The 26,102-nt window shown below is 35.2% G+C and carries 30 protein-coding genes; 18 read left to right on the forward strand and 12 right to left on the reverse strand.

The window, feature by feature from the left end; translation table 11 throughout:
* Nucleotides 1-309 precede the first annotated feature (309 nt).
* The 6 genes from HX004_RS13410 to HX004_RS13435 all read right to left on the reverse strand — a co-directional run bounded on the left by HX004_RS13410 (nucleotide 310) and on the right by HX004_RS13435 (nucleotide 4,304).
* Nucleotides 310-1,080: a class I SAM-dependent methyltransferase gene (locus tag HX004_RS13410; RefSeq protein WP_286443096.1), complete on the reverse strand. Its 771-nt coding sequence runs from the start codon at nucleotides 1,078-1,080 to the stop codon at nucleotides 310-312.
* A 59-nt stretch (nucleotides 1,081-1,139) separates the two neighbouring features.
* Nucleotides 1,140-1,688 (reverse strand): dihydrofolate reductase family protein, encoded by a 549-nt coding sequence (locus HX004_RS13415; protein WP_286443097.1) that lies wholly within the window; start codon nucleotides 1,686-1,688, stop codon nucleotides 1,140-1,142.
* Between the two features lie 15 nt (nucleotides 1,689-1,703).
* Nucleotides 1,704-2,102 carry a cytidine deaminase family protein gene (locus HX004_RS13420; protein ID WP_286443098.1) on the reverse strand — a complete coding sequence of 133 codons (399 nt, stop codon included), beginning with the start codon at nucleotides 2,100-2,102 and terminating at the stop codon, nucleotides 1,704-1,706.
* A gap of 74 nt (nucleotides 2,103-2,176) precedes the next feature.
* A complete protein-coding gene (locus HX004_RS13425; protein WP_286443099.1) occupies nucleotides 2,177-2,470 on the reverse strand; it encodes a thioredoxin family protein in 294 nt (97 codons plus the stop codon).
* 292 nt (nucleotides 2,471-2,762) lie between these two features.
* Entirely contained in the window at nucleotides 2,763-3,188 is a 426-nt protein-coding gene (locus HX004_RS13430) for a DinB family protein (protein ID WP_286443100.1), read from the reverse strand.
* Between the two features lie 258 nt (nucleotides 3,189-3,446).
* Nucleotides 3,447-4,304 (reverse strand): aminoglycoside 6-adenylyltransferase, encoded by an 858-nt coding sequence (locus HX004_RS13435; protein ID WP_286443101.1) that lies wholly within the window; start codon nucleotides 4,302-4,304, stop codon nucleotides 3,447-3,449.
* 171 nt (nucleotides 4,305-4,475) lie between these two features.
* Between HX004_RS13435 and HX004_RS13440 the strand changes: the two genes are divergently transcribed.
* Nucleotides 4,476-5,153 (forward strand): response regulator transcription factor, encoded by a 678-nt coding sequence (locus HX004_RS13440; RefSeq protein ID WP_286443102.1) that lies wholly within the window; start codon nucleotides 4,476-4,478, stop codon nucleotides 5,151-5,153.
* The gene (locus HX004_RS13445) at nucleotides 5,122-6,429 is read left to right on the forward strand and encodes a sensor histidine kinase (RefSeq protein ID WP_286443103.1); all 1,308 of its coding nucleotides are present in this window, start codon (nucleotides 5,122-5,124) and stop codon (nucleotides 6,427-6,429) included. The genes HX004_RS13440 and HX004_RS13445 overlap by 32 nt, the downstream gene beginning before the upstream one ends.
* A gap of 195 nt (nucleotides 6,430-6,624) precedes the next feature.
* Here HX004_RS13445 and HX004_RS13450 read toward each other — a convergent pair whose 3' ends face one another.
* Nucleotides 6,625-7,056 (reverse strand): hypothetical protein, encoded by a 432-nt coding sequence (locus HX004_RS13450; RefSeq protein WP_286443104.1) that lies wholly within the window; start codon nucleotides 7,054-7,056, stop codon nucleotides 6,625-6,627.
* Between the two features lie 308 nt (nucleotides 7,057-7,364).
* Here HX004_RS13450 and HX004_RS13455 point away from each other — a divergent pair, with 308 nt between their 5' ends.
* A complete protein-coding gene (locus HX004_RS13455; protein ID WP_286443105.1) occupies nucleotides 7,365-7,814 on the forward strand; it encodes a PepSY-like domain-containing protein in 450 nt (149 codons plus the stop codon).
* Between the two features lie 15 nt (nucleotides 7,815-7,829).
* A complete protein-coding gene (locus tag HX004_RS13460) occupies nucleotides 7,830-8,708 on the forward strand; it encodes a PepSY-like domain-containing protein (RefSeq protein WP_286443106.1) in 879 nt (292 codons plus the stop codon).
* Between the two features lie 217 nt (nucleotides 8,709-8,925).
* Here HX004_RS13460 and HX004_RS13465 read toward each other — a convergent pair whose 3' ends face one another.
* A complete protein-coding gene (locus HX004_RS13465) occupies nucleotides 8,926-9,960 on the reverse strand; it encodes a helix-turn-helix transcriptional regulator (RefSeq protein WP_286443107.1) in 1,035 nt (344 codons plus the stop codon).
* Nucleotides 9,961-10,052: 92 nt separating this feature from the next.
* Nucleotides 10,053-11,078 (reverse strand): AraC family transcriptional regulator, encoded by a 1,026-nt coding sequence (locus HX004_RS13470; RefSeq protein ID WP_286443108.1) that lies wholly within the window; start codon nucleotides 11,076-11,078, stop codon nucleotides 10,053-10,055.
* 844 nt (nucleotides 11,079-11,922) lie between these two features.
* Between HX004_RS13470 and HX004_RS13475 the strand changes: the two genes are divergently transcribed.
* The 5 genes from HX004_RS13475 to HX004_RS13495 all read left to right on the forward strand — a co-directional run bounded on the left by HX004_RS13475 (nucleotide 11,923) and on the right by HX004_RS13495 (nucleotide 16,640).
* Entirely contained in the window at nucleotides 11,923-12,288 is a 366-nt protein-coding gene (locus HX004_RS13475) for a hypothetical protein (protein ID WP_286443109.1), read from the forward strand.
* A gap of 122 nt (nucleotides 12,289-12,410) precedes the next feature.
* A complete protein-coding gene (locus HX004_RS13480) occupies nucleotides 12,411-12,692 on the forward strand; it encodes a DUF3817 domain-containing protein (protein WP_286443110.1) in 282 nt (93 codons plus the stop codon).
* Nucleotides 12,693-12,916: 224 nt separating this feature from the next.
* Nucleotides 12,917-14,134 (forward strand): OmpA family protein, encoded by a 1,218-nt coding sequence (locus HX004_RS13485; protein WP_286443111.1) that lies wholly within the window; start codon nucleotides 12,917-12,919, stop codon nucleotides 14,132-14,134.
* Between the two features lie 88 nt (nucleotides 14,135-14,222).
* Complete coding sequence (gene uvrB / locus HX004_RS13490) at nucleotides 14,223-16,208, forward strand: excinuclease ABC subunit UvrB (protein WP_286443112.1); 1,986 nt, start codon at nucleotides 14,223-14,225, stop codon at nucleotides 16,206-16,208.
* A gap of 9 nt (nucleotides 16,209-16,217) precedes the next feature.
* Nucleotides 16,218-16,640 carry a DUF1456 family protein gene (locus tag HX004_RS13495; RefSeq protein WP_286443113.1) on the forward strand — a complete coding sequence of 141 codons (423 nt, stop codon included), beginning with the start codon at nucleotides 16,218-16,220 and terminating at the stop codon, nucleotides 16,638-16,640.
* 161 nt (nucleotides 16,641-16,801) lie between these two features.
* Here the strand turns inward: HX004_RS13495 and HX004_RS13500 are convergent, their stop codons facing one another.
* The gene (locus HX004_RS13500) at nucleotides 16,802-17,176 is read right to left on the reverse strand and encodes a group III truncated hemoglobin (RefSeq protein WP_286443114.1); all 375 of its coding nucleotides are present in this window, start codon (nucleotides 17,174-17,176) and stop codon (nucleotides 16,802-16,804) included.
* Between the two features lie 57 nt (nucleotides 17,177-17,233).
* Between HX004_RS13500 and HX004_RS13505 the strand changes: the two genes are divergently transcribed.
* Genes HX004_RS13505 through HX004_RS13520 form a run of 4 tightly spaced genes read left to right on the forward strand, consistent with a single transcriptional unit; the run spans nucleotide 17,234 to nucleotide 19,643 of the window.
* Nucleotides 17,234-17,980, forward strand: coding sequence for a Rossmann-like and DUF2520 domain-containing protein (locus HX004_RS13505; RefSeq protein WP_286443115.1), 747 nt, complete (start codon nucleotides 17,234-17,236; stop codon nucleotides 17,978-17,980).
* Nucleotides 17,980-18,507, forward strand: coding sequence for a KdsC family phosphatase (locus HX004_RS13510; RefSeq protein WP_286443116.1), 528 nt, complete (start codon nucleotides 17,980-17,982; stop codon nucleotides 18,505-18,507). Before HX004_RS13505 ends, HX004_RS13510 begins: the two co-directional genes overlap by 1 nt.
* Nucleotides 18,508-18,515: 8 nt before the next feature.
* Nucleotides 18,516-19,103 (forward strand): Maf family nucleotide pyrophosphatase, encoded by a 588-nt coding sequence (locus HX004_RS13515; RefSeq protein WP_286443117.1) that lies wholly within the window; start codon nucleotides 18,516-18,518, stop codon nucleotides 19,101-19,103.
* Between the two features lie 3 nt (nucleotides 19,104-19,106).
* Nucleotides 19,107-19,643 (forward strand): mechanosensitive ion channel domain-containing protein, encoded by a 537-nt coding sequence (locus HX004_RS13520; protein ID WP_286443118.1) that lies wholly within the window; start codon nucleotides 19,107-19,109, stop codon nucleotides 19,641-19,643.
* Between the two features lie 63 nt (nucleotides 19,644-19,706).
* Here HX004_RS13520 and HX004_RS13525 read toward each other — a convergent pair whose 3' ends face one another.
* Together HX004_RS13525 and HX004_RS13530 are read right to left on the reverse strand one after the other, a co-directional pair.
* Complete coding sequence (locus HX004_RS13525) at nucleotides 19,707-20,327, reverse strand: trimeric intracellular cation channel family protein (protein ID WP_286443120.1); 621 nt, start codon at nucleotides 20,325-20,327, stop codon at nucleotides 19,707-19,709.
* A 13-nt stretch (nucleotides 20,328-20,340) separates the two neighbouring features.
* Nucleotides 20,341-21,084, reverse strand: coding sequence for an RDD family protein (locus HX004_RS13530; protein ID WP_286443121.1), 744 nt, complete (start codon nucleotides 21,082-21,084; stop codon nucleotides 20,341-20,343).
* 25 nt (nucleotides 21,085-21,109) lie between these two features.
* Between HX004_RS13530 and HX004_RS13535 the strand changes: the two genes are divergently transcribed.
* From HX004_RS13535 to HX004_RS13555, 5 genes are read left to right on the forward strand one after another with little or no spacing between them, the layout of a single operon-like run.
* Nucleotides 21,110-22,075, forward strand: a complete 966-nt coding sequence (locus tag HX004_RS13535) for a stage II sporulation protein M (protein ID WP_286443123.1) — start codon at nucleotides 21,110-21,112, stop codon at nucleotides 22,073-22,075.
* Nucleotides 22,076-22,084: 9 nt separating this feature from the next.
* On the forward strand, nucleotides 22,085-23,038 hold the full coding sequence (locus HX004_RS13540; RefSeq protein WP_286443124.1) for a hypothetical protein: 954 nt from the start codon (nucleotides 22,085-22,087) through the stop codon (nucleotides 23,036-23,038).
* Nucleotides 23,031-23,861: a DUF4129 domain-containing protein gene (locus HX004_RS13545; RefSeq protein ID WP_286443125.1), complete on the forward strand. Its 831-nt coding sequence runs from the start codon at nucleotides 23,031-23,033 to the stop codon at nucleotides 23,859-23,861. Before HX004_RS13540 ends, HX004_RS13545 begins: the two co-directional genes overlap by 8 nt.
* Before the next feature lie 3 nt (nucleotides 23,862-23,864).
* On the forward strand, nucleotides 23,865-25,076 hold the full coding sequence (locus HX004_RS13550) for a DUF4350 domain-containing protein (protein ID WP_286443127.1): 1,212 nt from the start codon (nucleotides 23,865-23,867) through the stop codon (nucleotides 25,074-25,076).
* A 6-nt stretch (nucleotides 25,077-25,082) separates the two neighbouring features.
* Nucleotides 25,083-26,093: an AAA family ATPase gene (locus HX004_RS13555; RefSeq protein WP_286443128.1), complete on the forward strand. Its 1,011-nt coding sequence runs from the start codon at nucleotides 25,083-25,085 to the stop codon at nucleotides 26,091-26,093.
* The last annotated feature ends 9 nt before the right edge of the window (nucleotides 26,094-26,102 follow it).

Here is a 26,102-nt window from a genome sequence, read left to right on the forward strand (position 1 = left end):
GCTTATATTGGTTTTGGTGTTCGATGAATCTTCACTACGTTACGATTTTCGCTGCGCTCCGATTTGTTCATCGTGAGGTTTATCTCATTGGTTAATGTTTTATATTGGTATTTGATGAATATATCTCACAGAGCTTATATTGGTTTTGGTGTTCGATGAATCTTCACTACGTTACGATTTTCGCTGCGCTCCGATTTGTTCATCGTGAGATTGTGCTTTGTAGAGAATTCACTTCTTTCTTCTTTCTTCTTTCTTCTTTCTTCTTTCCAATTCACAATCTCACAAAGAGCAAAGAACAAAAAAACAGCTTCACAACATTCCTTTCCCTACGTACAACAAGGTATCATAGCGAAATACGACCTTTCCATTTTCTTGATATTTTTCAAAAATCTGTTCTAATGCTTGCATGACCTCCTGATAATTCATTTCTCCTTCTTTAGGAGCATAAGAAGACGATAGTAACCTACCTTTGAGTTCTTCCAGATTAAAAACTTGTTGATTCGTCAAGGATATAATTTCTAACGGTCTAGGAGCTAAAAAGGCTGCTATATTGTCTGTATCTATGTTCTTTTGGGTGACTTTGCTGTATTCTGGAATCAAATCGCGCATCATCTGTTCATATTCCTGTTGGAGTGGATCTGATGTACTGCGTTCATTCCACGCCAATACAATCACCCCTTTAGGTTTGAGGATGCGATCAAACTCCAATTTTGTTTGTTCAAAATCAAACCAATGATAGGCCTGTCCGCAGAAAATTAAATCAATCGACTTGGTAACTAAAGTCGTTTGCTCTGCTGTTCCATCTATGGCTTTGAAATTGCGATTACCTTGAAAAAAAGTTCGACTGGCTTCTCTCATTTCAAAGTTAGGTTCTACCCCATACACCAAATTCCCTGCTTCAACAAAGCGCTGCGCAGAAAGCCCGGTTCCACTGCCGATATCCGCCACAGCAAACATCGGATTCAACCCTACTGCTTGTTCTAATTGTTGGATAATTTCTACAGGATAGGTAGGTCTATAACGAATATAATCCGCTACGCGATTGGAAAATCGCGTGGTATTGGATGGATGAATGGACATCTTGACAAGTATTTAATTCAACATCTTATAAAGATACGCTTTCTCGTTTTTATATCCGTTTACTTTGCGACTTTTCTTTTAGTATAAGTCAACACCACCATCCCTGTTTCATATGCTTGTTGATGGGTTAATTCCCAAGCAGAGCCCAAACTTTTTTCAGGAAACAATCGAATTCCTTCTCCAAGTAATTTAGGTGTAATGGACAAAATCATTTGATCCAATACATCTGCATTCAACGCATATTGAACCAATTGTCCTCCTCCAACTAGCCAAATGTCTTTACCTATTGTTTCTTGTTTTAATCGTTGAATTGTTTCCGCTATATTTCCCACTACTCGGGTGGTTTTTGGACTATCAATCTCCAATTGTGGATTAGAGGTTACAACATAGGTGTCTTGATCCATATACGGCCACGGAAAACCAAATCCCAAGATTGCTTTATAGGTATTACTTCCCATTAAGCAGGTATCAATTCCTGACACAAAATCCTGATAACCATAATCTCCTACAGCCTCCTCTTGAAAATCATCTAAAAAAGCAACACTCCCATCGGGTGCAGCGATATAGCCATCTAAACTTACCGCTATGTATAAAATAACATTTCTCATCTATCTCACTTTAATTTACCAGGTTTTATCTACTGTAGGTTTCCAATCAAAGGGCAAAAGTTCCTTCATCGTTAAAACAGTATCTGAGTTAACCATCACTTGTGTCTTATAATTCTCTGGAGATACTTGCGTTATAAATTCACGACAGCGTCCACATGGAGGTACTACTTCTCCGCTTTCTGTAACGGCAATCAACTTTGCTATTTCTACTTCTTGATGTTTTAACATTTCAGCAATAGCGCTATGTTCTGCACAAAATCCCATCGAACAAGCCGTATCAATACTAATTCCCACATAAACATTACCTTGCTTTGTTAAAATAGCAGATGCTACAGAACCAAAAGCAACAAATCGGTTTACTTCTTGATATTTAGCATAGGCCAATGCACGTTCCTTTAATGCACTAAATTCCATTCTTTTTCTATTTTACTAATTTATTTTATTCTGAACTAAAGTACTTTACTTTTCACCACATCGGCCTTTGTATTTTACAAATTCACCTGTTTCAAAATTTCTGGTACTGGTAATACACCGGTGTGTCTCCACAAAATTACACCTTGTTGGTCAATCAACACCATCGTTGGAACAGCGCGTACAAAAAACTCCGCCGCCAATTGTGAATCATGATCCACATCAATACGCTGTAATTCTACTTTTTCTGTTACCATATCGTATGACTCATCAATCATACGCGATAACATTTTACAAGGTCCACACCACTCCGCAAAAAATTGCAATAAAATCGGTTTGTCTGTTTTTCCTAAAAGGTCATCTACTTTCATCTGTACATTATTTATAATTTACATCAAAGGTAGTCTCCTTCTCTGAGGAGAAAACAACACAAGTTGAAGCGAAAATCGGACAAATTGCTTTTTTGTGTTTTTGCTTTTTTGTGTTTTTGTGTTTTTGTAGAGATTCTCAATAGTTAGAAAATTTTCTTCTTTCTTCTCTCCTCTTTATTTCATTAGGCTTTTTTGTGTTTTTGTGTTTTCGCTTTTTTGTAGAGATTCTCAATATTTAGAAAATTTTCTTCTTTCTTCTCTCCTCTTTCCCCTTTCTTCTCTCCCTCAAAAGTTATTCAAAAATTTGTTTTTGATGGTGTTTGAAATGCTTGACATAATCTTCCATCAAATACGCAAGTGTTTGATTGTTACAAATTCTATTTTGTGCGTTTTTCTGTAAAACCGTTTGAAACAAAAACAACAGCTGCTTATTTAAAGCACGCCATAATTCGACGAGTTGTATTAGTTCAGTTTCTTGATAATTAGCACTTTGACAATATGCTACCTGTTCGTAAAAAAGCTGTGGATTCTCTTGAAACTGCGCTTTAATAAATCGAAGATAATTCGTTATAGCACTATCAATTAGATGCCCTACGATTTCCTTTTTACTCCATTTATCTGAAGCTGGTTTATTTTCCATCTCTGTGGGTGAAAGTGCTAAAATTGCGGGAGGAAATTGCTCAATAAGAGTTTCAAATTCCTGGATGATTGCTTGCATCGTTTGTTTGTTGCTTTTTTGTGTTTTTGCTTTTTTGTAGAGATTCTCAATGTTTAGAAAAATTTTCCTCTTTCTTCTCTCTTTTTTCTTCTTTCCTTATAAGACTTATATTCTATTTTAAAAAATCACTTCGTTTTATCGGGCACAGGACCCTGTGCCCCTACTTTCTTCTTTCTAATCACTCATAACCGATAACCGATAACTCATAACTGATATCAATATCTACTCACAAAAAAACGAAAAAACAGAAAAACAAAACTAACCCAAAGCATAGATTGTGTCAACAAAATGACGAACACCTTTTGCTTCCTCTTTATTGTGGTATAGATTCAGTGCATGTGCTACTTCTTGTTGTTGTTCCAAGAAGAAATCCATCATGACAAACAACGCTTGCCAATTCTGGATTAGAGAGGAGTCACTATACGTTTGCAACAGCTTTTGATAGTGAGAATCTTTTAAATAGTGACGCATAAACTTACCTGATTTCCCAACGGAAACGGAAAAGTGATATTGTACACCAATATTCCAGGCAACCATCTCCATAAAAACAGGACGAACGACGGTTTCCAACATCTCTTTTGCATAGGTAATTTCACCTCTTTTCAAGCCCTTTGCGACATTGGTCATGCACCACCAAAATTCGTTACTCACTTCGCTAAATTGTCGTTGTGTAGGCAGTTGAACGTGATAATCCTTATCTGAAGTTGGTGCAATATCCTGAAACAAATCATCCTTATCCAGCCAAACGACAGTCAAACTATCCGATTGAAAATGAGTAGCCATTTTGGCTTTGGGAAACAGCGTAATATCTAAGCGATACCCTTCGTTAAAAATAATAAGAAAAGTAAAAGACACTTTTTCAATGGACTCGTCTTTTCCTAATTCCATTTCGTCTGGCAATTGTTGTACCAGTGGAGTCCCCAAGGCAAACAACCAGGAACGATTGTTTAAAAAAGAATCCATGTCATCCACTACCCATACAAGATCAAAATCCTGATACACATCGGCTTTAACTTGAGGATTTGCCCTTGATCCATTGAGCAATACTGCGCGTATTCTACTGTCATTAGAAGCTAGATCAAGGATTTTATTTTGAATATTGATAGGGTTGTACATGCAGACGGGTGTAAATAAAAAATGAAGATACGAAAAAATGAAGGCAAACAGTCGATTTGCTTTTTTGTGTTTTTGTTTTATCGGGCACAGGACTCTGTGCCCCTACGATCCTCTTTCTGATAACAGATAACAGTTAACCAAAAAAACACTACCTTTAACTATAAAAAGACTATGAAAATCCTTGTTATAGAAGATGAAAAAGAACTTCGTTCCATTATACAAGAATCCTTAGCCAAAGAACATTATGTAGTTGAGTTGGCCGAAAATTACAAACAAGGGATAGACAAACTAATTGGTTACGATTATGATTGTATCTTACTAGATATCATGCTTCCTGATGGGAATGGTATTGATTTACTGAGAGAGATTAAACAAATAGGAAAGGAAGATTCTGTCATTATTATTTCGGCCAAAGACTCCATTGACGATAAAGTATTAGGATTAGAACTTGGAGCAGATGATTACCTTACGAAGCCCTTTCATTTGTCGGAATTATTGGCGCGAATCAAATCGGTTTTAAGAAGAAAAAACCAGCATGGTTTTCAGAGTATTAAATGGAATAATGTAGAAATCATTACAGATGAGCGCACAGTTTTGGTTGATGGATCTCCGCTAGCCTTAAACCACAAGGAGTTTGAATTGTTGTACTATTTTGTGGTCAATGCCAATCGATTAGTGACTAAATCTTCCTTGGTAGAGCAAATATGGGGAGACAATATGGATGAGGCAGATAGTTTTGATTTTGTTTATTCACAAGTCAAAAACCTGAGAAAAAAATTAAAAACACACCAAGCGGAGGTGAATATACAATCTGTTTATGGCATGGGATATAAACTCGTACAAGAATAAAATGAAGCTACATCATTATATGTTGGGCTATTTATCGGTGGGAATCATTGTGGTCTTAACTGCCTGGGTTGTCATTTTTTATGCCTTTATGACGGATGAAGTTTACGATAATATTGACGATGGTTTGAAAAATAGCAAAACGGAAATCATCAAAAAAGCCTATGCAAATCCACAGGTAGAGAGCTTTCTTCCTTTTGGGACAAATGGTTTTCGCATTACCCCTTTAGAACCAGGCGAATACTCTCGAAAGAATGTATTCAGCACAGAAATGATCTATATGGATGCGGATGACAATGACGAACCTGTTCGCATGTTAACCACAACCTTTATTGATCAAAAAGGAAATCCTTATTTACTCGAAATACGCACCTCGACCATTGAGGCCGATGACTTATTACGCGATTTTGGATTAGCCGTTTTTATCTTATACCTCGCGCTCTTAGTCAGTATTTACCTCATTAATCACATCCTCCTAAAACGCGCCGTTTGGAGTCCCTTTTACCGTTTGTTGCACAACTTAAAAACCTATACACTAGGCCAGCGTATCGTGACGCCAGAGACGCAAACGCCAATTAAGGAATTTACTGATTTACAGCGCGAAATCAACAAAATGATTGAACGTATTGAAGATATGGTAGAGCAACAAAAAACCTTTGTTTCCAATGCAGCACATGAGTCTCAAACTCCACTTGCCATTATTAACAATAAACTCGAATTACTTGTTGAAGCAGAAGATCTAAATGAACATCAAATCAATCAAATTCAATCCATTCACCAAAGTTTAACGCGATTAATTAAGCTGAACAAATCTCTTTTAATGCTCGCTAAAATCGAGAATAAACAATTTGTTCAATACCAAGAGGTAAACCTCAATCAGATCGTCAAAGATTTGGTAGAAGATTGGGAGGATATCTTGGCTTATAAGCAACTAGAGGTTACGATAAACGAAACCCCCACATCTAGTACTATCTTCATGGATAAAGGACTAGCAATCACCCTCGTACAAAACCTATTAAAGAATGCTATTGCACATAATACTCCTAACGGTCAAATTGTAATTGACCTACAGACACATGCTTTTTCAATCCGTAATACCAGTACTGTAAAAGTTCCTTTAGATGAAAGTTTAATCTACAATCGCTTTTATAGAAGTACCACCAATGAAGAATCTACAGGGTTGGGATTAGCACTAGTCCAAACGATTATCAAAGTTACACCTCTCCTATCTATTCACTACGAATACAATGGAATGCACTGTTTTAGTATTCGTTGGTAGTTTTTCAGTTATCAGTTAACAGTTATCAGATAAATTTTCTGAATCAAGGATATATTTTCTTTAATCGATTATCCAGCGAAAAAGCGACTTGCAAAAAGGCAAATAAACAAAAAAACACCTCAAAAAACGTTTTTCTGAGGTGTATTGACTAACATTACATAAAATTGATTACAACCCGTTATTGCTAACTGGGTTTTACTTTGCGTACTGTTTTTGTCCATTGAAGTAGAGTATACCTTCTTTGGCATCGTACTTGTACGTATTATCTTCGAAAAGATCACCTTCTTTTTTATTTAAAATAAAACTGGTTTTATCCTCATCAGGTAAAAACAGTTCAACTTTAGATTGATCTTCATTAACCAAAACAAAAGCGCTAAACACGGCTGTTTTCTCTGTAGATACAGGATCCAAACGCATCCCTTCATCAAATAATCGCAGGCATTTTTGCTTTAATTCGCTCCATGTTTCCCCAGCGCTTACCAAACAACCATGGTCATCTTTATCTCCCCCTACGATTTGTGTTTCTTGGGGTAGTTCCGATGTAGAGGTATTCGTCGTATTTTTTGGTCCATTGTTACATGCAACCAACGTAAATAATCCTAAAATTAATCCGATTCCTTTTTTCATTTTTCTATTTTTTTAAAAGATTGCCTATCTCCTGTTATTTTTAAAGTAAAAAGCCTTCAATTTGATTCAAAATCAACCTCCTTATAGTAGCATACAAGATACAACAAATAATTAAAAACTCCTCTTTTTTCATCTATAATCTCAGTAAAAAATCAACATACCCAGCTGTTTTTCAGTCATATAACAAAATAAATTAAAAACAATTAGCTTGTATCCCCTTCGAAATCTTTACTTTCTTTTATTATTCCCAATTCTTTCCAGATTCTCGAGCTATGTTTGTCCTATAAATTAAAAAAACAGAGACCGCTATGAAAACATTAAAAACATTTTTTTTAGGAATGATCAGTGTATTTGCTTTAATAATGAGTGAATCTGCCCAAGCCAAAGATGTCATCATTACAAAAAAAGAATTACCTAAAAAAGCACTTGCTTTTATGGATGTACATTTCAATGGTAAAACCATACAGACAGTAGAAAAAGACACGGATTTCTTAGCTGTATCTTACAAAGTAACCTTTGCCGATCGCATTGAAATCGAGTTTGACAAGGAAGGAGAATGGGATGAAGTAGATGGCAACAAAAATCCGCTTCCCACTACTTTCATCTTAGAACCGATTGTAACCTATATAAAAACAAACTATCCTGACGCCCAAATTGTCAAAATAGACAAAGAAACTAGATTGTTTGAAGTAAAATTGAACAACGGACTTGAATTAGAGTTTTCAAAATCAGGAGTATTTAAACGAATTGACAACTAATAAAAACCAAAAAAAATGAACAAGAAAATAATCGCTATCGCTTTATTTGCAGCACTGAGTTTTGGTTTTACTGCTTGTAGTAGTGACGATTCTCATGCAACTAACGTGGAACAGATCACCTTAGGTCAATTACCTGAGACGACGCAACAGTTTATTGCAACGACATTTCCTCATGCTACATTCTTACGCGCACATAAGGTAAGTAAACCGAATTATTATGGTTCATATTATAATATTTTACTCAATAACCAAGTGAGTCTTGATTTCGATCAAAATGGAAATTGGACTGAGATTGAAACAGAAGATCACTCTGCTATTCCCGCAGATTTTCTAGCACAAGAAGTCCCTCTTATTCAAGCTTATGCAGCAGAACACTACCCAAGCAATCACATCATCGAAATTGATCGCGATCGCAAAGGATATGAAGTAAAGCTAAACAATGAATTAGAACTGATTTTTAACGAAGCACAAGTATTTGTCGGCCTTGATATAGACGAAGATGAAAACGAACAATTAATTGCTTATGCACAATTACCTGCTGAGGCTCAATCGCTGCTAAATCAACATTTTCCTTCCTCTGAGGCTGTATTGATCAAGCAAGAAATAGAGGCAAAAGAAACCGAATATAAAGTATATACGAATGATGGGTTCAAGATTGAATTCAATCATCAAGGAGATTGGACGGATGTTGAAAATAAACAAGATAAGACCATCCCTACGACTATCTTCCCTACTCCAATAACGACGTATATTCAAACGTATTATGCTGATTTTAAACACACAGGCATAGAAAAAAAGAGAAACGGATTTGAAGTAGAGTTAAAAAAAGAAAGACAAGAAGTCGAACTATACTTTGATCGAGAGGGCAACTTTTTACAAGTAGAAAACGAATAACCTAAACCACATTTCAAAATTTGGGGGTTGCCTGAGCATAGGCAACCCCCTCGTTTTAGGTAGTTGCTGTTGGTTTTACATCCTACAGCAGGATATGAAAAAATTATTCGGCTACTTTAATGCTATTTTCTATGGTATAAACGACGAATTATAGATCCGTACAAACTGCCCAACCGCACTTTCGCAAGTACAATTTCAGCCTGGGATAACCTGTTGTTTAAGTCAAAATTTCAGAAGGTGCAAAACCGTAGACATCGACAAAAGCACGATAAAACGACAAACGCGTATTAAATCCACAAAGCAAACTCAATTCTTCAACCGTATAACTTTCCTCTCGCTCTCGTATCAATAAAATTGCATATTCTACTTTTAAGCGATTGATATATTGCTTGAATGTAATTGCCTGAGACTCCTTAAAAAAACGCGTTAAATCACTCTTAGGCACTTGTACTAAATCAGCTAGTTGGTCTAAATTGAGTGTAGGGTTCAAAAACAAACGAGACTCAATCAGTTTTTCACTGATAACTTCTCGAATAACTGCAGATTTATAAGAAGTTTCTTCTACAACAGCTAATTGCATTCCAGAAATATTCCCTACAGAAATTTGGTTAAATCCTATATCAATTCTTGCTCCTTCGCCTTTACCTTCAGATCCAGAAATATCCAACGCTATTTTATCAAATAAACGTTGTTCTATAACATCGACTTCCCTAGTTACATGAGGATTTATCTTTTTTACTCTCGCGTAAAAGAACAAACTCCATTCGTAGAGTAACGCACCTAAAAGAAGACAAGTACTAATGATTAAAAACAAACAGGTAACGTACTCAAAAAAGGAGTACCGATAAAAATAAACAATCAAAAATAAGATTGAAGTACAATATAAAAGTACGATATAAAAAGCCGTAAATTGTCGAAGTGTCTTATAATATTTTCCTTTTATTAAACACCAATAACCATAATTAGCATAGGCGAAAGACAAAATACTACTATACAATATTCCCGTTTTATTAAGTGCACTGAAAGGAATAAACGCCTGAGCAAATCCGTTATTGAAAAAATAGAATACAGCAAATAATACAAAAGGTAGTAAATGCAAATAGCGCTTCCATGGAGTTATTTTTAATACGTAAACCAAACCAAATCCCTGCAAGAAAAACAATAAAATACTCAAGAAAAAACAAGGTCGATTATCTTGAAAAGAATCAAAGAAATACAAAGAAATATTCAAAGTTATAATACTACAACTCATCCCAAAAAGTTTCATTCGTTCCTCATTCTTTTCCCTAGCACACAGAAACAAACAACTATAACAAGAAAAAATAACCAACATCCAAAACATAATTACGCTCTTTTTTTCTCTAAACTAACTCGATACGCTATAGGGCTTAACCCCGTTAAATCTTTAAAATACTTATTAAAAGTATTGACTGACTTAAAACCTACACTTTCTGCAATAGCAATTAACGTCCAATCTTGTCGGAGCGCAAACAACTGTAATGCATATAGAATTCTATAATACGCCACAAGCTTGTAAAAAGTGGTATTTAAATGATTGTTAATCACGAAACTAATTAGATTTAGGTTGGAAATAGAAATAGATTTTCCCAATAGCTCAAGCGTAAAGTCGCTCTTTAAATAATCGGTATGCGTTTCAAAAAACTCCAAAATCTGCTCCATGACCTCTTGATGTTTGATTTTGACTTCATCGGATATTGGCGTTTCTTTTCGAATCATCAAACTCGGCTTTTGTTTATTTTCCTGATTGGCTAAGTGATGTCCTAGATCAAAAAAAGAATTAATCTTTCTCAGTCTCAATGTTCTAGAATAAAAAAGATAACTAACCATAGATAAAACTAACAAAACACTTTGAAGTCCAACTTGAAGATAATTTAGCAAAACGTAGATTGCATTCTCAGCGTATTGGATGAAGAGAACTTGTAAATTAAGGGAAATCAAATAAATAATATAAAATAGATGCACTAAACTAACATAGGATTGTATAAACCTATATTTTTGTCTACTCTTTCGCTGATGAAGATACATAAAGCCAAAATAGACTAAGGCAAAGAAATTATTTACGGTCACAACAATCCAAAAAGGAACAGGTAAAAAACTGATAACCAAGATAAACACACCGATACTCATCAACTGTACAATTTGTTTTTTCAATACGTGATCTTCCACATCAGCCATAATGTAAAAAAGCTTAGTACTAAAGATAATGGCGAAAAAATTCACGATATACATTGTTTTATGTGCAATCATCGCATAATAATAACTCGCCAAAAGCAAAAAAGAAAGGCAAAGAAAAAACATAAAGAAAAATCGCTCCATTTGAACACTCACATTCCATTCATATAACTTCATGATACTTTTTTTTTTTAGATCAACAGGTTTTATTTTTTTACTTCTATCTCTTCTAAATAGAAGAGAATTATTGATTGTAAAAAGCGTTTAAACATCATTTAGTGTCCCAGAATAGTCAGGATAATGTCCAACAAATTCACTCTTAATTCCGTTTAATCGAAAATCATCAATAAATAATGAATTATCAATTTTTCACTAATTTTAATAAACTTTTTTACACAATTCATTTAAACAAATTTAACTTTTGATCTGTTAATTTATGTATCAAATCTTTTATAAGTTGGTCAAAGTAATTTAATGAAACACGCTTTAACCAACAATTAACACAATATAGAAAAACACAACACTTTAACAAACCAATAAATATTTAATTAAAAAAATACATAAATTAACAACACATACTAATAAATACACACAACAAACAGAAATAAATACATATAAAAAACAAACCCTTAAGGAGCATTTCAAGGCAAAACCCTTGCGTTTTTTGAAAAATACCCTCGTTGCAATCGACAAAAAAAGAGAAAAATGTCGTTTTAAATAAATCGCAAAAAAATAACAAAGTCGCCAAACGCGAAAATAAGTCAAACAGATGAAAGTGATTCGCAGAGAAAATACAAAACAAGAAATGCGTCTTCTACTTGTTGTACCCAACAGCATTTCTTGATAAACTAACTGCCTCATAGTACCTTACAAGAAAGAAACTACAAAAATACAATTGCGAAAGAAGGAGTATTATTCTAAAAAGAGCATACAATTTAAAATTAAATCTACTTTTTTATTTGCTAAACTATTAAAAAGCTTATTTTTGTACTACAATTAATAATACCCAAAATTTAATACTGTGGAAAACGCAAACGCAATTAAACTAATTAAGTTAATCCAATCTGATTTAGTTACTAACGGTCTTGTAGTGGATCAAATAGTTCCAAACCTTAAGAAATTAAGAGAATATGCTTTACTAGAAGAAGTTCCTACTTTGGTAAAAGCCATTAGACTTACGTATGAGCACATTGAAAATAACAATGGTTTTTTCATTGCGATTCCAAACGATGATCCAATCGAAGAAGATGAAATCGTAGAGGAAGTAACTGCTCCTACAAAAAACGACATAGAGAGCTTACAATATTTACTATCTCTATTCAAAGATCCGACAAACAAGCATAACATTGCTGACTTAAAAGAATATAATGCTAAGTTCTTAGCATAAATGTAAAAGCCTAGTTCGACTAGGCTTTTTTTATGATATATTTAGCATTAATCCCGTCCTAAATATTTGAATTATTCGCCATTAGCCCTATTTTAGCTCCTTCAAATTAAAGACTCAAAATTATGGTTAATCTATTTAGGATTATAGCTTTTCTAGAAGGAGTGTCTCTCCTTGTATTATTGTTCATCGCAATGCCTCTAAAATATATATGGGATAGTCCATATATGGTACAAAAAGTAGGTATGGCACACGGAATTTTATTCATTGCTTATATCGTTTTCGCTATTTTGATAAAAAATGAGTTAAAATGGTCGAACAAAACATTATTTTTAGCATGTATAGCTTCAATAATCCCATTTGGAACATTTGTGGTAGAGAAAAAAATAAAAAAACAAATTAGTTAATAATTGAAGTAAAAGTTATGTTTTTTGCAATACATTATTCAAAAAGCAACATTTATATAAAACAAAGAGACTCCTCATTGATTTTATATAATTCACTTTTTCTTTAAAAAATTGTATTTTTCTTGTAAAAAATGCATATTTAAAAACTTTATAGTATATTTGCCTCGTAAACGAAACAATAGTAGCTATTACGATAGCGGACAAGTGAAAGTAAAAATTAAATTATGAAAAAAATCACATTATCTTTATTAGCACTTACGGTAGGTATTTGTGCTAATGCGCAAGACAAGCCATATAATAAGTGGTCAGTTGATTTAAATGCAGGTTTTGCAAAACCAGCAAGAACATTAAGTTCAGGCTATTCTGCTGAGACTTTCAAAAACTTACATTTAGACGGTGGTGTTAGATATAGCATCAACAACAAAATTGGAGTTAAAGCTTCTTTTGGTTATGACAAAATTGATAACTGGACAAACAGTAATTTAAACGCACAAAGCGATTACTACAGAACAAGTTTAGAAGGAGTTGTAAACTTAGGTAGAGTTTTAAACTTTGAAAACTGGACAAATACTTTAGGATTACAAGTTCACGCGGGTGGAGGTTATTCTTGGTTAAATGGAGATAATTTCTCTAGTTCTGACAAAATGGGTCACTTAATGGCTGGTTTAACAGGACAAGTTAAATTACACTCTAGAGTAGCTTTAAACGCTGACTTCACTGTAATTCAAAATACACAACAAGACAGAAACTGGGATGGTGCTTCTGCAACAAACCGTTCTGTATTCCAAGGAACAATGTTTAATGCTTCAATGGGTATCTCTATCTATTTAGGTAAACACGGTCAACACGCTGACTGGTATTCTGAAGAATCTCAAACTAAAAATGAAATCAATTCTTTAGCTAACAGATTAGATCAAATCGAATCAATGTTAGTTGACTCAGACAACGACGGAGTAGCTGATTACTTAGACTTAGAGCCTAATACACCAGCTGGAGCTTTAGTTGATTCAAGAGGAAGAAACATTGATAAAAACAACAATGGTATCGCTGATAACATTGAGGCTTATTTCCAAGAGAAATACGGAAATAACGAAACAATGAACGCTGATGACGCTGCTTTGGTTAAAGAATTAATCAATAAAGGTTATGTAGCTGTTAACTTTGGTTTCGATAAAGCTGAGCCTACAACTTTAGAAGGTATTAACTTCATCGTTTCTTACATGAAAAATAACCCTTCTGCTACTTTAGAAGTTGGTGGATATGCTGATTCAACAGGAAACAAAGACTATAACCAAAAATTATCACAAAGACGTGCAGACGCTGTGAAAAATCTTTTAGTTAAAGCTGGAGTTCCTGCAGGTAAAATTTCTGCTAAAGGAAATGGTATCGACGGATCACAAGCTAAAAACGTTGCTAGAAGAGCAATTTTCAAAGTAAACTAATTAGTACATTAATTATACTAAAAAGCACAAGCTATATGCTTGTGCTTTTTTTGTTTAAATGCGTACCTTTGCATTTAAACAAGTAGTTATGAAATTTGATTTACAATCTGATTATAGCCCTACCGGAGATCAACCAGAAGCTATTAGCCAATTGACTCAAAGTATTTTGGATGATCAGAAATATCAAACGTTAGTCGGAGTTACGGGTTCTGGTAAAACTTTTAGTATTGCCAACGTAATCAAAGAAGTACAAAAACCAACCTTAGTTTTAGCACATAATAAAACTTTGGCGGCGCAATTGTATTCAGAATTTAAAAGTTTCTTCCCCAACAACGCGGTAGAGTACTTCGTTTCTTATTATGACTACTATCAACCTGAAGCATTTATCCCCGTTACAGGTCAATACATCGAGAAAGATTTATCTATCAATGAGGAATTGGAAAAACTGCGTCTTAGCACCACTTCTACCCTATTATCTGGTCGTCGTGATGTTTTAGTTGTAGCCTCTGTTTCTTGTCTATACGGTATTGGAAACCCTGTTGAGTTTCAAAAGAACGTAATCTCAATTGAAATTGACCAAGAAATAAGCCGTACTCAATTGTTACATCGATTGGTACAAAGTTTATATGCCCGTACAGAAGCAGATTTTACTCCTGGTTATTTTCGAATCAAAGGAGATACCATTGAAGTATTTCCTAGTTACGCAGATAACCCCTACCGTATTCACTTCTTTGGAGATGAAATTGAAGCCATTGAGGTATTTGATGTGACAACAGCTCAGGTCATTGAGAAATTTACTCGTTTAAATATCTATCCTGCTAATATGTTTGTTACCTCTCCTGATGTGTTAAACAACGCCATTTGGGAAATACAACAAGACTTAGAAAAGCAAATTACTTATTTCAAAGAAATTGGTAAGCACCTGGAAGCAAAACGCTTAGAAGAGCGTACTAATTTTGATCTAGAAATGATGAAAGAATTGGGCTATTGTTCTGGAATTGAAAACTACTCTCGCTATTTAGATGGACGAGAGCCAGGAACCCGTCCTTTCTGTTTATTGGATTATTTTCCTGATGATTACTTAATGGTGGTAGATGAAAGTCACGTGACTATTTCTCAAGTTCACGCCATGTATGGTGGTGACCGTTCACGAAAGGAAAATCTAGTAGAATACGGTTTTCGATTACCTGCAGCTTTGGACAACCGTCCATTAAAGTTTGAAGAATTTGAAGCCATGCAGAACCAAGTCATTTATGTTTCGGCAACCCCTGCTGATTATGAACTTCAAAAAAGTGAAGGCGTTATTGTAGAGCAATTAATTCGCCCTACAGGATTACTAGATCCCATTATTGAGGTACGTCCAACAGAAAATCAAATTGACGACTTGATCGAAGAAATTCAACAACGCGTAGATAAAGATGAGCGAATACTCGTTACAACCTTAACCAAACGCATGGCAGAGGAATTAGCTAAATACTTCACCAAAATGGGGGTTCGTTGTCGCTATGTTCACTCAGATGTGGATACCATTGAGCGCATCGAAATCATGCAAGATTTGAGAAAAGGTTTGTTTGATGTTCTCATTGGGGTAAACTTATTGCGTGAAGGATTGGATTTACCCGAAGTATCGCTTGTCGCGATTTTAGATGCAGATAAAGAAGGTTTTCTACGCAGTCATCGTTCACTAACCCAAACCGTTGGTCGAGCTGCTAGAAACGTCAATGGAAAAGCCATTATGTATGCAGACAAGATTACTGCCAGCATGCAAAAAACCATAGACGAAACAAATTATAGACGTGCAAAACAAATTGCCTATAATACCCAACACCATATTACTCCTACGGGATTGAATAAAAAAATAAGCAACGACCTGATTAAACCAACCTATGATGAGTTGATGACCGAACAGGTAAAAAAAGTTGCTGAAGACCAAGCGAAATACTACTCCAAAGAGGAGCTACAAAAGCTAATCAACAGCAAGCGCAAGGAAATGGAAAAAGCAGCCATGGACCTCAATTTTATGCTAGCTGCACAATTACGAGATGAAATTCAAATATTAAAAGATAAATTATAACTATCGCCCATGACTAATAACGATATTTTAAAGAAACTGAGAGTTGCTTTACAACTGAGAGACGAACAAATTGTAGAAATTCTTGAATTGGTTGATTTTAGAATTTCTAAAGGAGAATTAGGAAATTTCTTTAGAAATGTTGACCACCCAAAATACATGGAGTGTGGAGATCAAATTTTGAGAAACTTCTTAAATGGATTGGTTATTTATCTTAGAGGTACAAAAGACGAACCTAAAAATCCCATGGAGGTTTTACAACAAAATAAAGAAAACATCGTAAAGAAAGTAAAATCAGAGCGACCTGCAGAAGCTAAGCCATTCAACAGCAAACCTAAAGCAGCAAGTTCATCGAGTAAAAAACCTTTCACGAAAACAGATAAACCGAAAAATCCACTGGGAAATGTAAAGTTTAACAACGGGAAGAAAAAGTAAATGGTTAATGGAAAGAGGAAAGGAGAGAGAGGAAAGAAGTGAAATTTTCGATTAAAGGAGTTACTCTTTTTTTATGCGTTTTTGTAAACTTTCGTTCTTCAAAAAGTGAACCTTATTTATGGACGTTTAACGTTCACTTCTTTCTTCTTTCCTCTATCTTCTCACCTCTCTCCATTAAAATACTCAATCTTACTCAAGAACATTGCGGCCATGCGTTCTGCACGCCATTTGGATTCTTCTGCAATTTTTCCCTCGAACAATTCATCGACGGTGCGATTAAAAATTGATTTCCACCGATCAAAATGTTCTTGGTTAACGGGTAATTTAGCATGAGGCGGAAAAGGTCTCCCTGAATAGGTGTGTTCTTCTAATAAGACCGTTTGCCAAAACGCGTACATTTTTTCTAAGTGATAGTCCCATTTACCTGCTAAACGCTCATTAAATATGGGCCCGATCAAATCGTCTTGTTGCACTCTACCATAAAAAGTATTGACCAACAATTGAATATCTTTTAGGTTTTCAATATCTTTCATCATGCGATTATTTATTTTAATTCCTCCCTCCCTTACCACTAAAATCTTTATCTTTACCTTATGGTTACAATAACAATTTTAGGTTCGGGAAAAGTTGCGCACCACTTAATAGGAAACATCCTAGAAAGTGATCGGTTGGAGCTACAACAAATATACGCAAGAAAAGCGAATTCAGTTACTGATTTAGTTCCTGAAAGTAGAGTTGTGAGTGATATCGCGCAATTAAAACCTGCGGATATTTTTATCATTGCCGTTAGCGATATTGCCATTGAAGAAGTTTCCAAATCCATTCAACTCCCCAATCAGTTTGTAGTGCATACTTCAGGAACGATTCCTATGTCAGCCATACAACAACAACGCAAGGGAGTAATGTATATGCTACAATCCTTTTCGAAAGATAAAGAGCTAGACTTTTCTTCCATTCCCTTCTGCATTGAGGCGAATCACACAGAGGATTTTCAATTGCTAGAAAACATTGCGGTGAGTTTTTCAGAACGCGTGTATAAAATTTCTTCGGAACAGCGAAAAGCCATTCACTTAGCTGCGGTATTTGTCAATAATTTCTCCAATCATATGTTTACCATGGGAGAAGACATTTGCAAAGAATACCAAGTGCCCTTTGAAATTCTAAAACCGTTAATCTTAGAAACAGCCAATAAAATCATGCATTTATCTCCACTCGATGCCCAAACTGGCCCTGCATCTAGAGGAGATGAAAATACCATCAATCAACACCTCAAAATGTTGACTGATCCCACAAAAAAAGAAATCTATCAACTTATTACAAAATCAATACAAAATAGATAATGTCTAAACACTTTAAAGAAATCATGAACGATATCACTACATTCATATTGGATGTAGATGGCGTTTTAACGGACGGAAAAGTTCACGTTACCAACAATGGAGATTTATTGCGAATTATGAGTATCAAAGATGGTTATGCCATCAAAGCTGCTTTAGAAAACGGTTATCGCGTATGTATCATCTCTGGAGGAAGTAACGAAGGTGTAAAAACAAGATTGAGCAACTTAGGGGTAAAAGATATTTTCTTGGGGGTTTCCAATAAAGTGGAAATTTTCAAAAAATACTGTGCCGATCACAACCTAACGGCAGATGAAATTTTATATATGGGAGATGATATTCCCGATTATCACGTGATGCAACAAGTAGCACTTCCTACTGCTCCTCAGGATGCTTCACCAGAAATCAAGCGTATCTCTCGTTATATTTCACATAAAAATGGCGGTGAAGGCGCAGTAAGAGAAGTAATTGAACAAGTGATGAAAACCCAACAAAAATGGTTTCAACACTTTGATGCTAAATACGATTAATTGATCTTATGCCTTATCAAATATTAAACAACTATACCCTTGTATTAGGGTCTAATTCACCTAGACGCAAGCAATTCTTACACGACTTAGGCTTAACTTTTGTTGTACGAGCTTCGGATATAGATGAAATTTATCCCCATGAACTTCAAGGCGCCGCAATTACCGATTATATTGCTAAATTAAAGGCAGACGCTATTGCGCTAACGGATGAAAGAGAAATTTTAATTACCAGCGATACCACTGTATGGCACGAAGGTCAATCATTAGGAAAGCCTTTAGACAGACAAGATGCGATTGAAATGCTAACCTCCTTATCAGGAAAAGCACATGAAGTAATTACATCAATCTGTTTAAAAACACAGCAAAAAGAACATGTATTTCACGTTGTCACAGCCGTACATTTTAAACCGTTAAGTCTGGAGCAAATTGAATATTACATTGATCAATACAAACCCTATGACAAAGCAGGGGCCTATGGTATTCAAGAATGGATTGGCTTAGTGGGAATCGAACGAATCAATGGTTCCTATACCAATATCGTGGGCTTGCCTACGACAGAACTAATGGAAGAATTATTACAGTTTATTAAAGATTAAAACATGCCTGAAGGATATTTATTTAAAGCTATAATTACAGCAATCGCTATCCTAATCTTTTTGATTTCGAGAAAAGTCATTACGACAATCATTCACTCTTTTTCAAAAAAATCTGAAATGAAAGAAGGTCGAGAAGCTGTGGTCATTCGCTTGTTTAACTTGCTACTACTCGTCTTGTTGTTTATTATCATCTTTACCATTTGGGGCGTTGAAAAAGACAATGTACTATTGACCTTAACCTCTGTATTTACAGTAATTGGGGTTGCTATGTTTGCCCAATGGTCTTTATTAAGCAATATCACAGCGGGTATTTTACTATTCTTTTCTTTTCCTTTTCGCATCGGCGATATTATTCGCATTCAGGACAAAGATTTTCCAACAGAAGGTAGAATCGTAGACATCAAAGCTTTTTACCTGCTGTTAATAACGAAAGATGGAGAACAAATTTCCTATCCCAACAACCTCCTTCTACAAAAAGGAATCGTTATTCTCAGTCCAGATCACTTTGAAACACATACAAAAAACACCTTACAGGAATAAATGGTTATCGGTTATGGGTTATGGGTTATCAGCTGATAACTGATACCCCATAACCGATAACCGTTAATTGTCTGTCAACCGATTTGCAAAAGGCAAACTCCATTTATAGCGAACGGCCAACAAACGAAGAATGATAACACTACCGGCTGTAGTCAGATAAATTACTTCTTTATTAACTTGGTAATGATCTAATAAATAGTATACGCAACCTCCGAATATACAAGCTGTTGCATAAATTTCCTTTTGAAAGATAATGGGAATCTGGTTCGCTAGAATATCGCGAATAACCCCTCCAAAACAAGCCGTAATCGTACCTAATGCGATACAAAATACGGGATGTAATCCCACAGACATTCCTTTTGCTATTCCAATTAGCGTAAAAACAGCGATTCCAATCGTATCAAACAAAAAAAGCGAATAGCGCAAAATCGTAAAGCGTTTATAAAATACCAACGAAAGGAAAACGCCTAAAAAGGTGACATAAAAATAACTAAGGTCAGTTAACCAAAATACGGGGGTAATTCCAATCATCATATCCCGTATGGTTCCACCTCCCACTGCTGTGGCAAAGGCCAAGATAATCATACCAAACAAATCTAGCTTACGCTCACGCCCCGCCAATGCTCCGGAAATTGCAAATGCCAATGTTCCGAGCAAATCTAAAATCTCAAAAAAACTAAACATTTAAAAAAATATATTACTCTTTACCTGTAAAATGACTATAGTCCTTCAAGACTAACTCTACAAATTCTTGGTTATTTAACGCCAATTGCCCTTGATCTACCTTTAGTTCAGACTCCAGCTTATTGGCTAATGCTTTGATTAAAGAATAATCTCGGCTTTTGATATACTTCAAATAAATTTCTTTCACCACGCCAATGTCCGCATCTGATAAGCGAATCACCTGAGGTAGTAAAGGTTTATATTCCTGCTCTACTTCTTGGAAGATGGTGGTAGACAAACTCACCCTATTCTTAGTGCTTATGACAGTAGTTCCCGCAAAGAAATCTCCCAATCGTTGGCTTTTGGAAGTAGCCAAAATACTGATTACGGCAATAATTCCATTTCCAATAAAAAGATCGATGACTCTAAAAATCCAACGAATAAAATAATCGACAACTGTTGCTTGATACCCATCAATCTTGATGACTTTGATTCCCAATATTTTCTTTCCTGGTGTTGATCCCTGCATGAGTACCTCAAAGATGACCGTATAAAAGATCACGGGAATACTGATTAAGATAAAAAAGGCATTAATAGACCAGATGTCATCGGGAAAAAGATTAGAAAAATGAAAGATAGTATTGAGATAATAAAATACGATAAAATACAGAATTTTAAAAATCATATCCAATAAAAAAGCTAAAATTCGCTCTCCTATTGAAGCTGCTTTAAAATCAATTTCTATGTTTTGTGTTGTATTTATTGTTAATTTAGCCATAAATATATTTTTAACTAATCACAGCATGAGAGAAGTCGCGTTTATTAAAAAAAATAAAGAACACTGGCTTTCATACGAAAAGGCCCTCTATTCCTTGCAAACGCAAAAACCAGACTATCTTGCATCAATGTATATGCAGATCATGAATGATTTAGCATATGCCAAAACTTTTTATCCCAATAGTAAAATTACACAATATTTAAACAGTTTGGCGATACAAACTTACCAAAAAATATACAAAACAAAGCGAATTGAAGAAAATAGAATAAAACGCTTCTTTCTATACGATGTTCCCTTAGCGGTTTATCGCCACAGACGCAAGTTAAACTTCACCCTATTGCTCTTTATCGTCTTCGTCGCCATCGGTATAATTTCAACCCACTACGACCCTGATTTTACTCGAAATGTATTAGGTGATTCTTATGTCAATGCTACTATTGACAATATTGATCAAGAGGATGCAATGGCCGTGTATCAGTCAGGTAGTAATTGGGGAAGTTTTATTGGCATTACAGCCAACAACCTTTATGTAGGCTTGCGTTTCTTCCTTTTCGGTTTAACCGCAGGATTGGGAACCTTGCTCTTTCTTTTCTACAATGCAGTAATGTTGGGAACCTTCCAGTATTTTTTCGTTAATGAAAATGCCTTTATGGAGAGTGTACGCGGTATTTGGTTACACGGAGCCCTAGAAATAACCGCTATGGTAGTTGAAGCATTTGCTGGATTTATTTTAGGTGCGAGTTTGCTCTTCCCTAAAACCCTATCCCGAGTCAATTCACTGAAAATAGGTTTTAAAGATGCTTTAACTATCTTTATCGCCACTATTCCTTTTACCATTTTAGCGGGATTCATTGAAGGATTTATCACCCGATATGCCAAATCAATGCCGGATGTACTCAATTATGCCATCATCCTCAGTACCTTTAGTCTTATCGTGTTCTATTTCTTTCTTTACCCCAAACGATTAGTAAAAAAACTAAACCTTATATAAACAATTGCTATGTTTTTATTATTTCAGAAACGTGATTTCAGCGCGCTAGTTAGCGACACTTTTACCTTCTTGCGATTAGAGGGGAAAAATTATTTCAAACACTTTTTAAAGTTGTGTGGAATTCCTCTTATTCTCATGCTGGTACTCATTTACCTTTTGGCAGATGTAACCATCTCCTCAGCAGTAACCGCTTCTCATTCAAGTGGATTTGAAGGAGATGCATTTATCACTACGCTTTTTGAAAATCACATTGGACTTGTTATCCTTGCCGTTTTTGGTGCCTTATTAGTCGCTTTTATCATGGGAATAATTTGCTATTCATACCCTGTTCTCTACATGAAAAACCTCGGTTTAGCTATAGAAACACAACCTGCCGATCCAAATCAAATCGGCAAACAGATGAAGAGCAAACTAGGTTCAATCCTTGTTTTTCTATTGGGATCGACCTTTATTATTGCTCCTTTAGCGATATTGATGTTTTATATTTCTGTACTTTTGGCTTTTCTTATTGTTGGAATTCCGATTCTAATTTTAATGATTCCAACATTTTACTCGATTTTTACTCTAGCCATTTTCGAATACCTAACTAAAAACACAGGCTTCTTTACAGCCTATGGAAATGCAATCAGATACGTACGTTACAATTATTGGACGATTATAGGAAATACCTTTATTTTTTATATTATTACATCCTTAATCACCTTTATCCCATCCATGATTATTCAAGTACTAACTTTGGGGAGTAGTGCATTTTTAGATTTAGAGAATACAGAAAGTGCTACTTTTAGTACAGCTTTAACTTGGGGCATTGTCTTATTGTATTTCATTTATATCTTATTGGCTACTTTAGCACAAAATATTATGTTTATCAACCAAGGGATTATCTACTATAGCGAAAGAGAAAAAGAAGAAAATTTCTTTACAAAAAGTAAAATTGACAGTATTGGTTCAAATAATGAATAAACGCCTGCCCCTTTCTTTGCTATCGATCTTATTGTGCTTGTTGTTTACGGTTACGGTACACGCCCAAACAACAGAGGATGACGATTGCGACGATTGTCCGACAGAAGTAGAAGAAGTTATCCTTTCTGATACTACTCCTAAAAAAGTAGTAACAGTGGATTCTCTTTTTCTTTTACAGGATAAAAACAGCGCAGTTAACGAGAGAAAATTCAAAGCGAAATTCAAAGATAACTATAAAGGAAAACCAGAATTTACCTATGTAAAAGTAGAGAAAAAAGAGGGCTTGTTTGATCGAATCAAACAAGCCATACGCAATTGGTATTACCGCAACTTTGTCCAACAAGTTGGAGAAGAGCTCAACCACTTCTATTATGTTGTTTTTCTTCGCGTACTCGGTTTCTTTATCTTAGGACTTGTTATTTACTACTTGGCCAAAGCCTTTATCCAAAAAGACATCTATTGGATCATCAAAAAGAAAGGCAAAAAAATCAGTGCATTGGAAAATATTACAACGGAGGATTTCAAAACCACTAATTTTGAACAATTGGTGGCAGAAGCGTTGGAACAAAAGCAGTATCGTTTGTCCATTCGCTTGTACTATCTTTGGTTGTTACAACGCCTACAAGAAGAGCAAAAAATTGTATGGGCACCAGAAAAAACCAATGCAGACTATACCTATGAATTAAAAGAAGAAAGAGAACGAGAAGAATTCTCTTACCTCTCCTATCTCTACAACAATATTTGGTATGGAGAATATGAACTAACCGATGAAGATTTTTTCAAAGCGAAGAGCTCTTTTGATTTGAAACTTAAAAACAAGTAAACCATGAACAGTTCCTTAAAAAAGTTTGGCCTTGCCCTGTTGATATTGGTTACTTGTGTATTCTTTTACGAAAGAGGAAAACAGCAACCCATGCACTGGTCCGAAACCTTCAACAACAAAGATAAAAACCCCTACGGATTATATATTTTTGATCAAGAAGCCGCGCAATTACTTCAAGCAAAGAAACTCACTCGATTTTCTTCTTCTGTATTTAACTTTTTGTATCAACCCGATTACGATACTGTAAAAACCAGTAACCTAATTCTTATATCTGGTGGTTATGCAGATTTAGACGAATACACAGCGAAGCATCTTAAAAAATACATTGCTTCAGGCAATACGGCTTTTATTGCAGTTGAAAACCCAAAAGATTCATTTCTGAAAGCTTTTGGATTGCAAAATGGTGCTGAAATTCCAGATGCTTTTGGCGAAAAAACAGAAGGCGTTTTATCGCTTACCAACCAACAGCTAACAAAACAAAAATTCCGCGTAAAAAACTCGTTGAATCCTCGATCTTTTGAAATTCTAGACAGTATAAAAAACAACGTAGAAATCTTGGGTTATCGCTTGGTGAATGACAGCATCAAACAAGTAAATTTAGTGCGAATCAAACACGGAAAAGGAGAATTAATTCTCAGTAGTTCTCCTCTGATTTTCACGAATTACTATTTGTTGAATAGCAATAACCACCTCTATATCGAAAGTGTACTTTCTTACCTTCCTCTACGCGACTTGACGTATATGTACGTTTTAAAATCCGGAGAACTCAAAGAGAGTAGCTCACTTTTGCGCTTTATTTTTGCTAACCCCGCTTTGAAATGGGCTTGGTATTTCTTCTTAATTGGATTAATCGTATTCACATTATTTACAGCCAAACGCAGACAACGCATCATACCTATCATTCCACCAGTTAAAAATACAACCGTAGCATTTACCAAAACCGTTTCAAATTTGTATATTCAGTCCAAAGATTACAATGATTTAATACACAAGAGCATTATTTACTCTTTAGAAAAAATCAGGCGAATTTACTATATTGATACAACGGTATTGGATGAAAAATTTGTCTACCATTATCAACTAAAAACCAACAAAGACAAAGCCGATATTCTCGCATTTGTCAACCTAGTGAACGAATTCAGACGCACAAGCTATTTAGCAACCGAAGAAGATCTCGTTCGATTACATCAAGCAACCAAAAAAATATTAGACTAAAATACGATGGAACATACAACAGAACATACACCAGAACAATCGGATAACTTAGCTTTTGAATCTCGTTTAGACCTAGGGCCTTTAACGGATAAAATTGCCGCTATTAAATACGAAATAAGCAAGGTAGTTGTAGGTCAACACAAAACGATTGATCGCTTATTGGTAGCGTTATTAGCGAATGGACACATTCTCTTAGAAGGCGTTCCTGGTGTTGCCAAAACACTAACGGCTAAAGTATTATCTCAAACTATTGATACCACGTATAGTCGTATTCAATTCACTCCTGACCTAATGCCTTCGGATATTTTAGGGACCTCAGTGTACAATATGCAAACGGCGACTTTCGATTTCAAGAAGGGACCTATTTTTGCAAACTTAGTATTGATTGATGAGATAAACCGCGCTCCTGCCAAAACCCAAGCTGCTTTGTTTGAAGTGATGGAAGAGAGACAAATTACCATTGACAACCTTCAATTTCAAATGGATCAGCCTTTCTTGGTTATTGCCACACAGAACCCAATCGAACAAGAAGGAACCTACCGTTTACCAGAAGCGCAATTGGATCGTTTCCTATTCAAAATTGACGTAGAATATCCTTCTTTAGAGGAAGAAATTAATATTTTGGTCAAAGAACACGCTTTCTTGGATCAGAAAAAAACCACACAGATTAACAAGGTAATTTCACCAAGTGAAATTATAGCGTTCCAAAAGCTAGTCAAACAGATTGTTGTAGAAGAAAAAGTAATGGAATACATTGCAAAAATTGTACACCAAACGCGTACCAATCCCATGTTGTATTTAGGAGCTTCTCCTCGAGCCTCCATCGCTATTTTAAATGCAGCCAAAGGATATGCAGCCCTTAACAATAGAGATTTTGTTACACCAGAAGATATCAAAGAAGCAGCTTATCCCGTGTTGACACACCGTGTAATTGTATCGCCAGAACGCGAAATGGAAGGTGTTACAGCCAAAGATATTATCCAACAAATTGTAGAAACCATCGATATTCCAAGATAAAAGAGGATC

It is taken from the genome of Myroides sp. 1354, assembly GCF_030324495.1.
Classification (GTDB): Bacteria; Bacteroidota; Bacteroidia; order Flavobacteriales; family Flavobacteriaceae; genus Flavobacterium.

What these genes read in the sequence shown, in the direction of transcription:
- HX004_RS13410 (WP_286443096.1), bottom strand. Translation starts at nt 1,080, where the DNA reads ATGTCCATTCATCCATCCAATACCACGCGATTTTCCAATCGCGTAGCG.
- HX004_RS13415 (WP_286443097.1), bottom strand. Translation starts at nt 1,688, where the DNA reads ATGAGAAATGTTATTTTATACATAGCGGTAAGTTTAGATGGCTATATC.
- HX004_RS13420 (WP_286443098.1), bottom strand. Translation starts at nt 2,102, where the DNA reads ATGGAATTTAGTGCATTAAAGGAACGTGCATTGGCCTATGCTAAATAT.
- HX004_RS13425 (WP_286443099.1), bottom strand. Translation starts at nt 2,470, where the DNA reads ATGAAAGTAGATGACCTTTTAGGAAAAACAGACAAACCGATTTTATTG.
- HX004_RS13430 (WP_286443100.1), bottom strand. Translation starts at nt 3,188, where the DNA reads ATGCAAGCAATCATCCAGGAATTTGAAACTCTTATTGAGCAATTTCCT.
- HX004_RS13435 (WP_286443101.1), bottom strand. Translation starts at nt 4,304, where the DNA reads ATGTACAACCCTATCAATATTCAAAATAAAATCCTTGATCTAGCTTCT.
- HX004_RS13440 (WP_286443102.1), top strand. Translation starts at nt 4,476, where the DNA reads ATGAAAATCCTTGTTATAGAAGATGAAAAAGAACTTCGTTCCATTATA.
- HX004_RS13445 (WP_286443103.1), top strand. Translation starts at nt 5,122, where the DNA reads ATGGCATGGGATATAAACTCGTACAAGAATAAAATGAAGCTACATCAT.
- HX004_RS13450 (WP_286443104.1), bottom strand. Translation starts at nt 7,056, where the DNA reads ATGAAAAAAGGAATCGGATTAATTTTAGGATTATTTACGTTGGTTGCA.
- HX004_RS13455 (WP_286443105.1), top strand. Translation starts at nt 7,365, where the DNA reads ATGAAAACATTAAAAACATTTTTTTTAGGAATGATCAGTGTATTTGCT.
- HX004_RS13460 (WP_286443106.1), top strand. Translation starts at nt 7,830, where the DNA reads ATGAACAAGAAAATAATCGCTATCGCTTTATTTGCAGCACTGAGTTTT.
- HX004_RS13465 (WP_286443107.1), bottom strand. Translation starts at nt 9,960, where the DNA reads ATGAGTTGTAGTATTATAACTTTGAATATTTCTTTGTATTTCTTTGAT.
- HX004_RS13470 (WP_286443108.1), bottom strand. Translation starts at nt 11,078, where the DNA reads ATGAAGTTATATGAATGGAATGTGAGTGTTCAAATGGAGCGATTTTTC.
- HX004_RS13480 (WP_286443110.1), top strand. Translation starts at nt 12,411, where the DNA reads ATGGTTAATCTATTTAGGATTATAGCTTTTCTAGAAGGAGTGTCTCTC.
- HX004_RS13485 (WP_286443111.1), top strand. Translation starts at nt 12,917, where the DNA reads ATGAAAAAAATCACATTATCTTTATTAGCACTTACGGTAGGTATTTGT.
- uvrB (WP_286443112.1), top strand. Translation starts at nt 14,223, where the DNA reads ATGAAATTTGATTTACAATCTGATTATAGCCCTACCGGAGATCAACCA.
- HX004_RS13495 (WP_286443113.1), top strand. Translation starts at nt 16,218, where the DNA reads ATGACTAATAACGATATTTTAAAGAAACTGAGAGTTGCTTTACAACTG.
- HX004_RS13500 (WP_286443114.1), bottom strand. Translation starts at nt 17,176, where the DNA reads ATGATGAAAGATATTGAAAACCTAAAAGATATTCAATTGTTGGTCAAT.
- HX004_RS13505 (WP_286443115.1), top strand. Translation starts at nt 17,234, where the DNA reads ATGGTTACAATAACAATTTTAGGTTCGGGAAAAGTTGCGCACCACTTA.
- HX004_RS13510 (WP_286443116.1), top strand. Translation starts at nt 17,980, where the DNA reads ATGTCTAAACACTTTAAAGAAATCATGAACGATATCACTACATTCATA.
- HX004_RS13515 (WP_286443117.1), top strand. Translation starts at nt 18,516, where the DNA reads ATGCCTTATCAAATATTAAACAACTATACCCTTGTATTAGGGTCTAAT.
- HX004_RS13520 (WP_286443118.1), top strand. Translation starts at nt 19,107, where the DNA reads ATGCCTGAAGGATATTTATTTAAAGCTATAATTACAGCAATCGCTATC.
- HX004_RS13525 (WP_286443120.1), bottom strand. Translation starts at nt 20,327, where the DNA reads ATGTTTAGTTTTTTTGAGATTTTAGATTTGCTCGGAACATTGGCATTT.
- HX004_RS13530 (WP_286443121.1), bottom strand. Translation starts at nt 21,084, where the DNA reads ATGGCTAAATTAACAATAAATACAACACAAAACATAGAAATTGATTTT.
- HX004_RS13535 (WP_286443123.1), top strand. Translation starts at nt 21,110, where the DNA reads ATGAGAGAAGTCGCGTTTATTAAAAAAAATAAAGAACACTGGCTTTCA.
- HX004_RS13540 (WP_286443124.1), top strand. Translation starts at nt 22,085, where the DNA reads ATGTTTTTATTATTTCAGAAACGTGATTTCAGCGCGCTAGTTAGCGAC.
- HX004_RS13545 (WP_286443125.1), top strand. Translation starts at nt 23,031, where the DNA reads ATGAATAAACGCCTGCCCCTTTCTTTGCTATCGATCTTATTGTGCTTG.
- HX004_RS13550 (WP_286443127.1), top strand. Translation starts at nt 23,865, where the DNA reads ATGAACAGTTCCTTAAAAAAGTTTGGCCTTGCCCTGTTGATATTGGTT.
- HX004_RS13555 (WP_286443128.1), top strand. Translation starts at nt 25,083, where the DNA reads ATGGAACATACAACAGAACATACACCAGAACAATCGGATAACTTAGCT.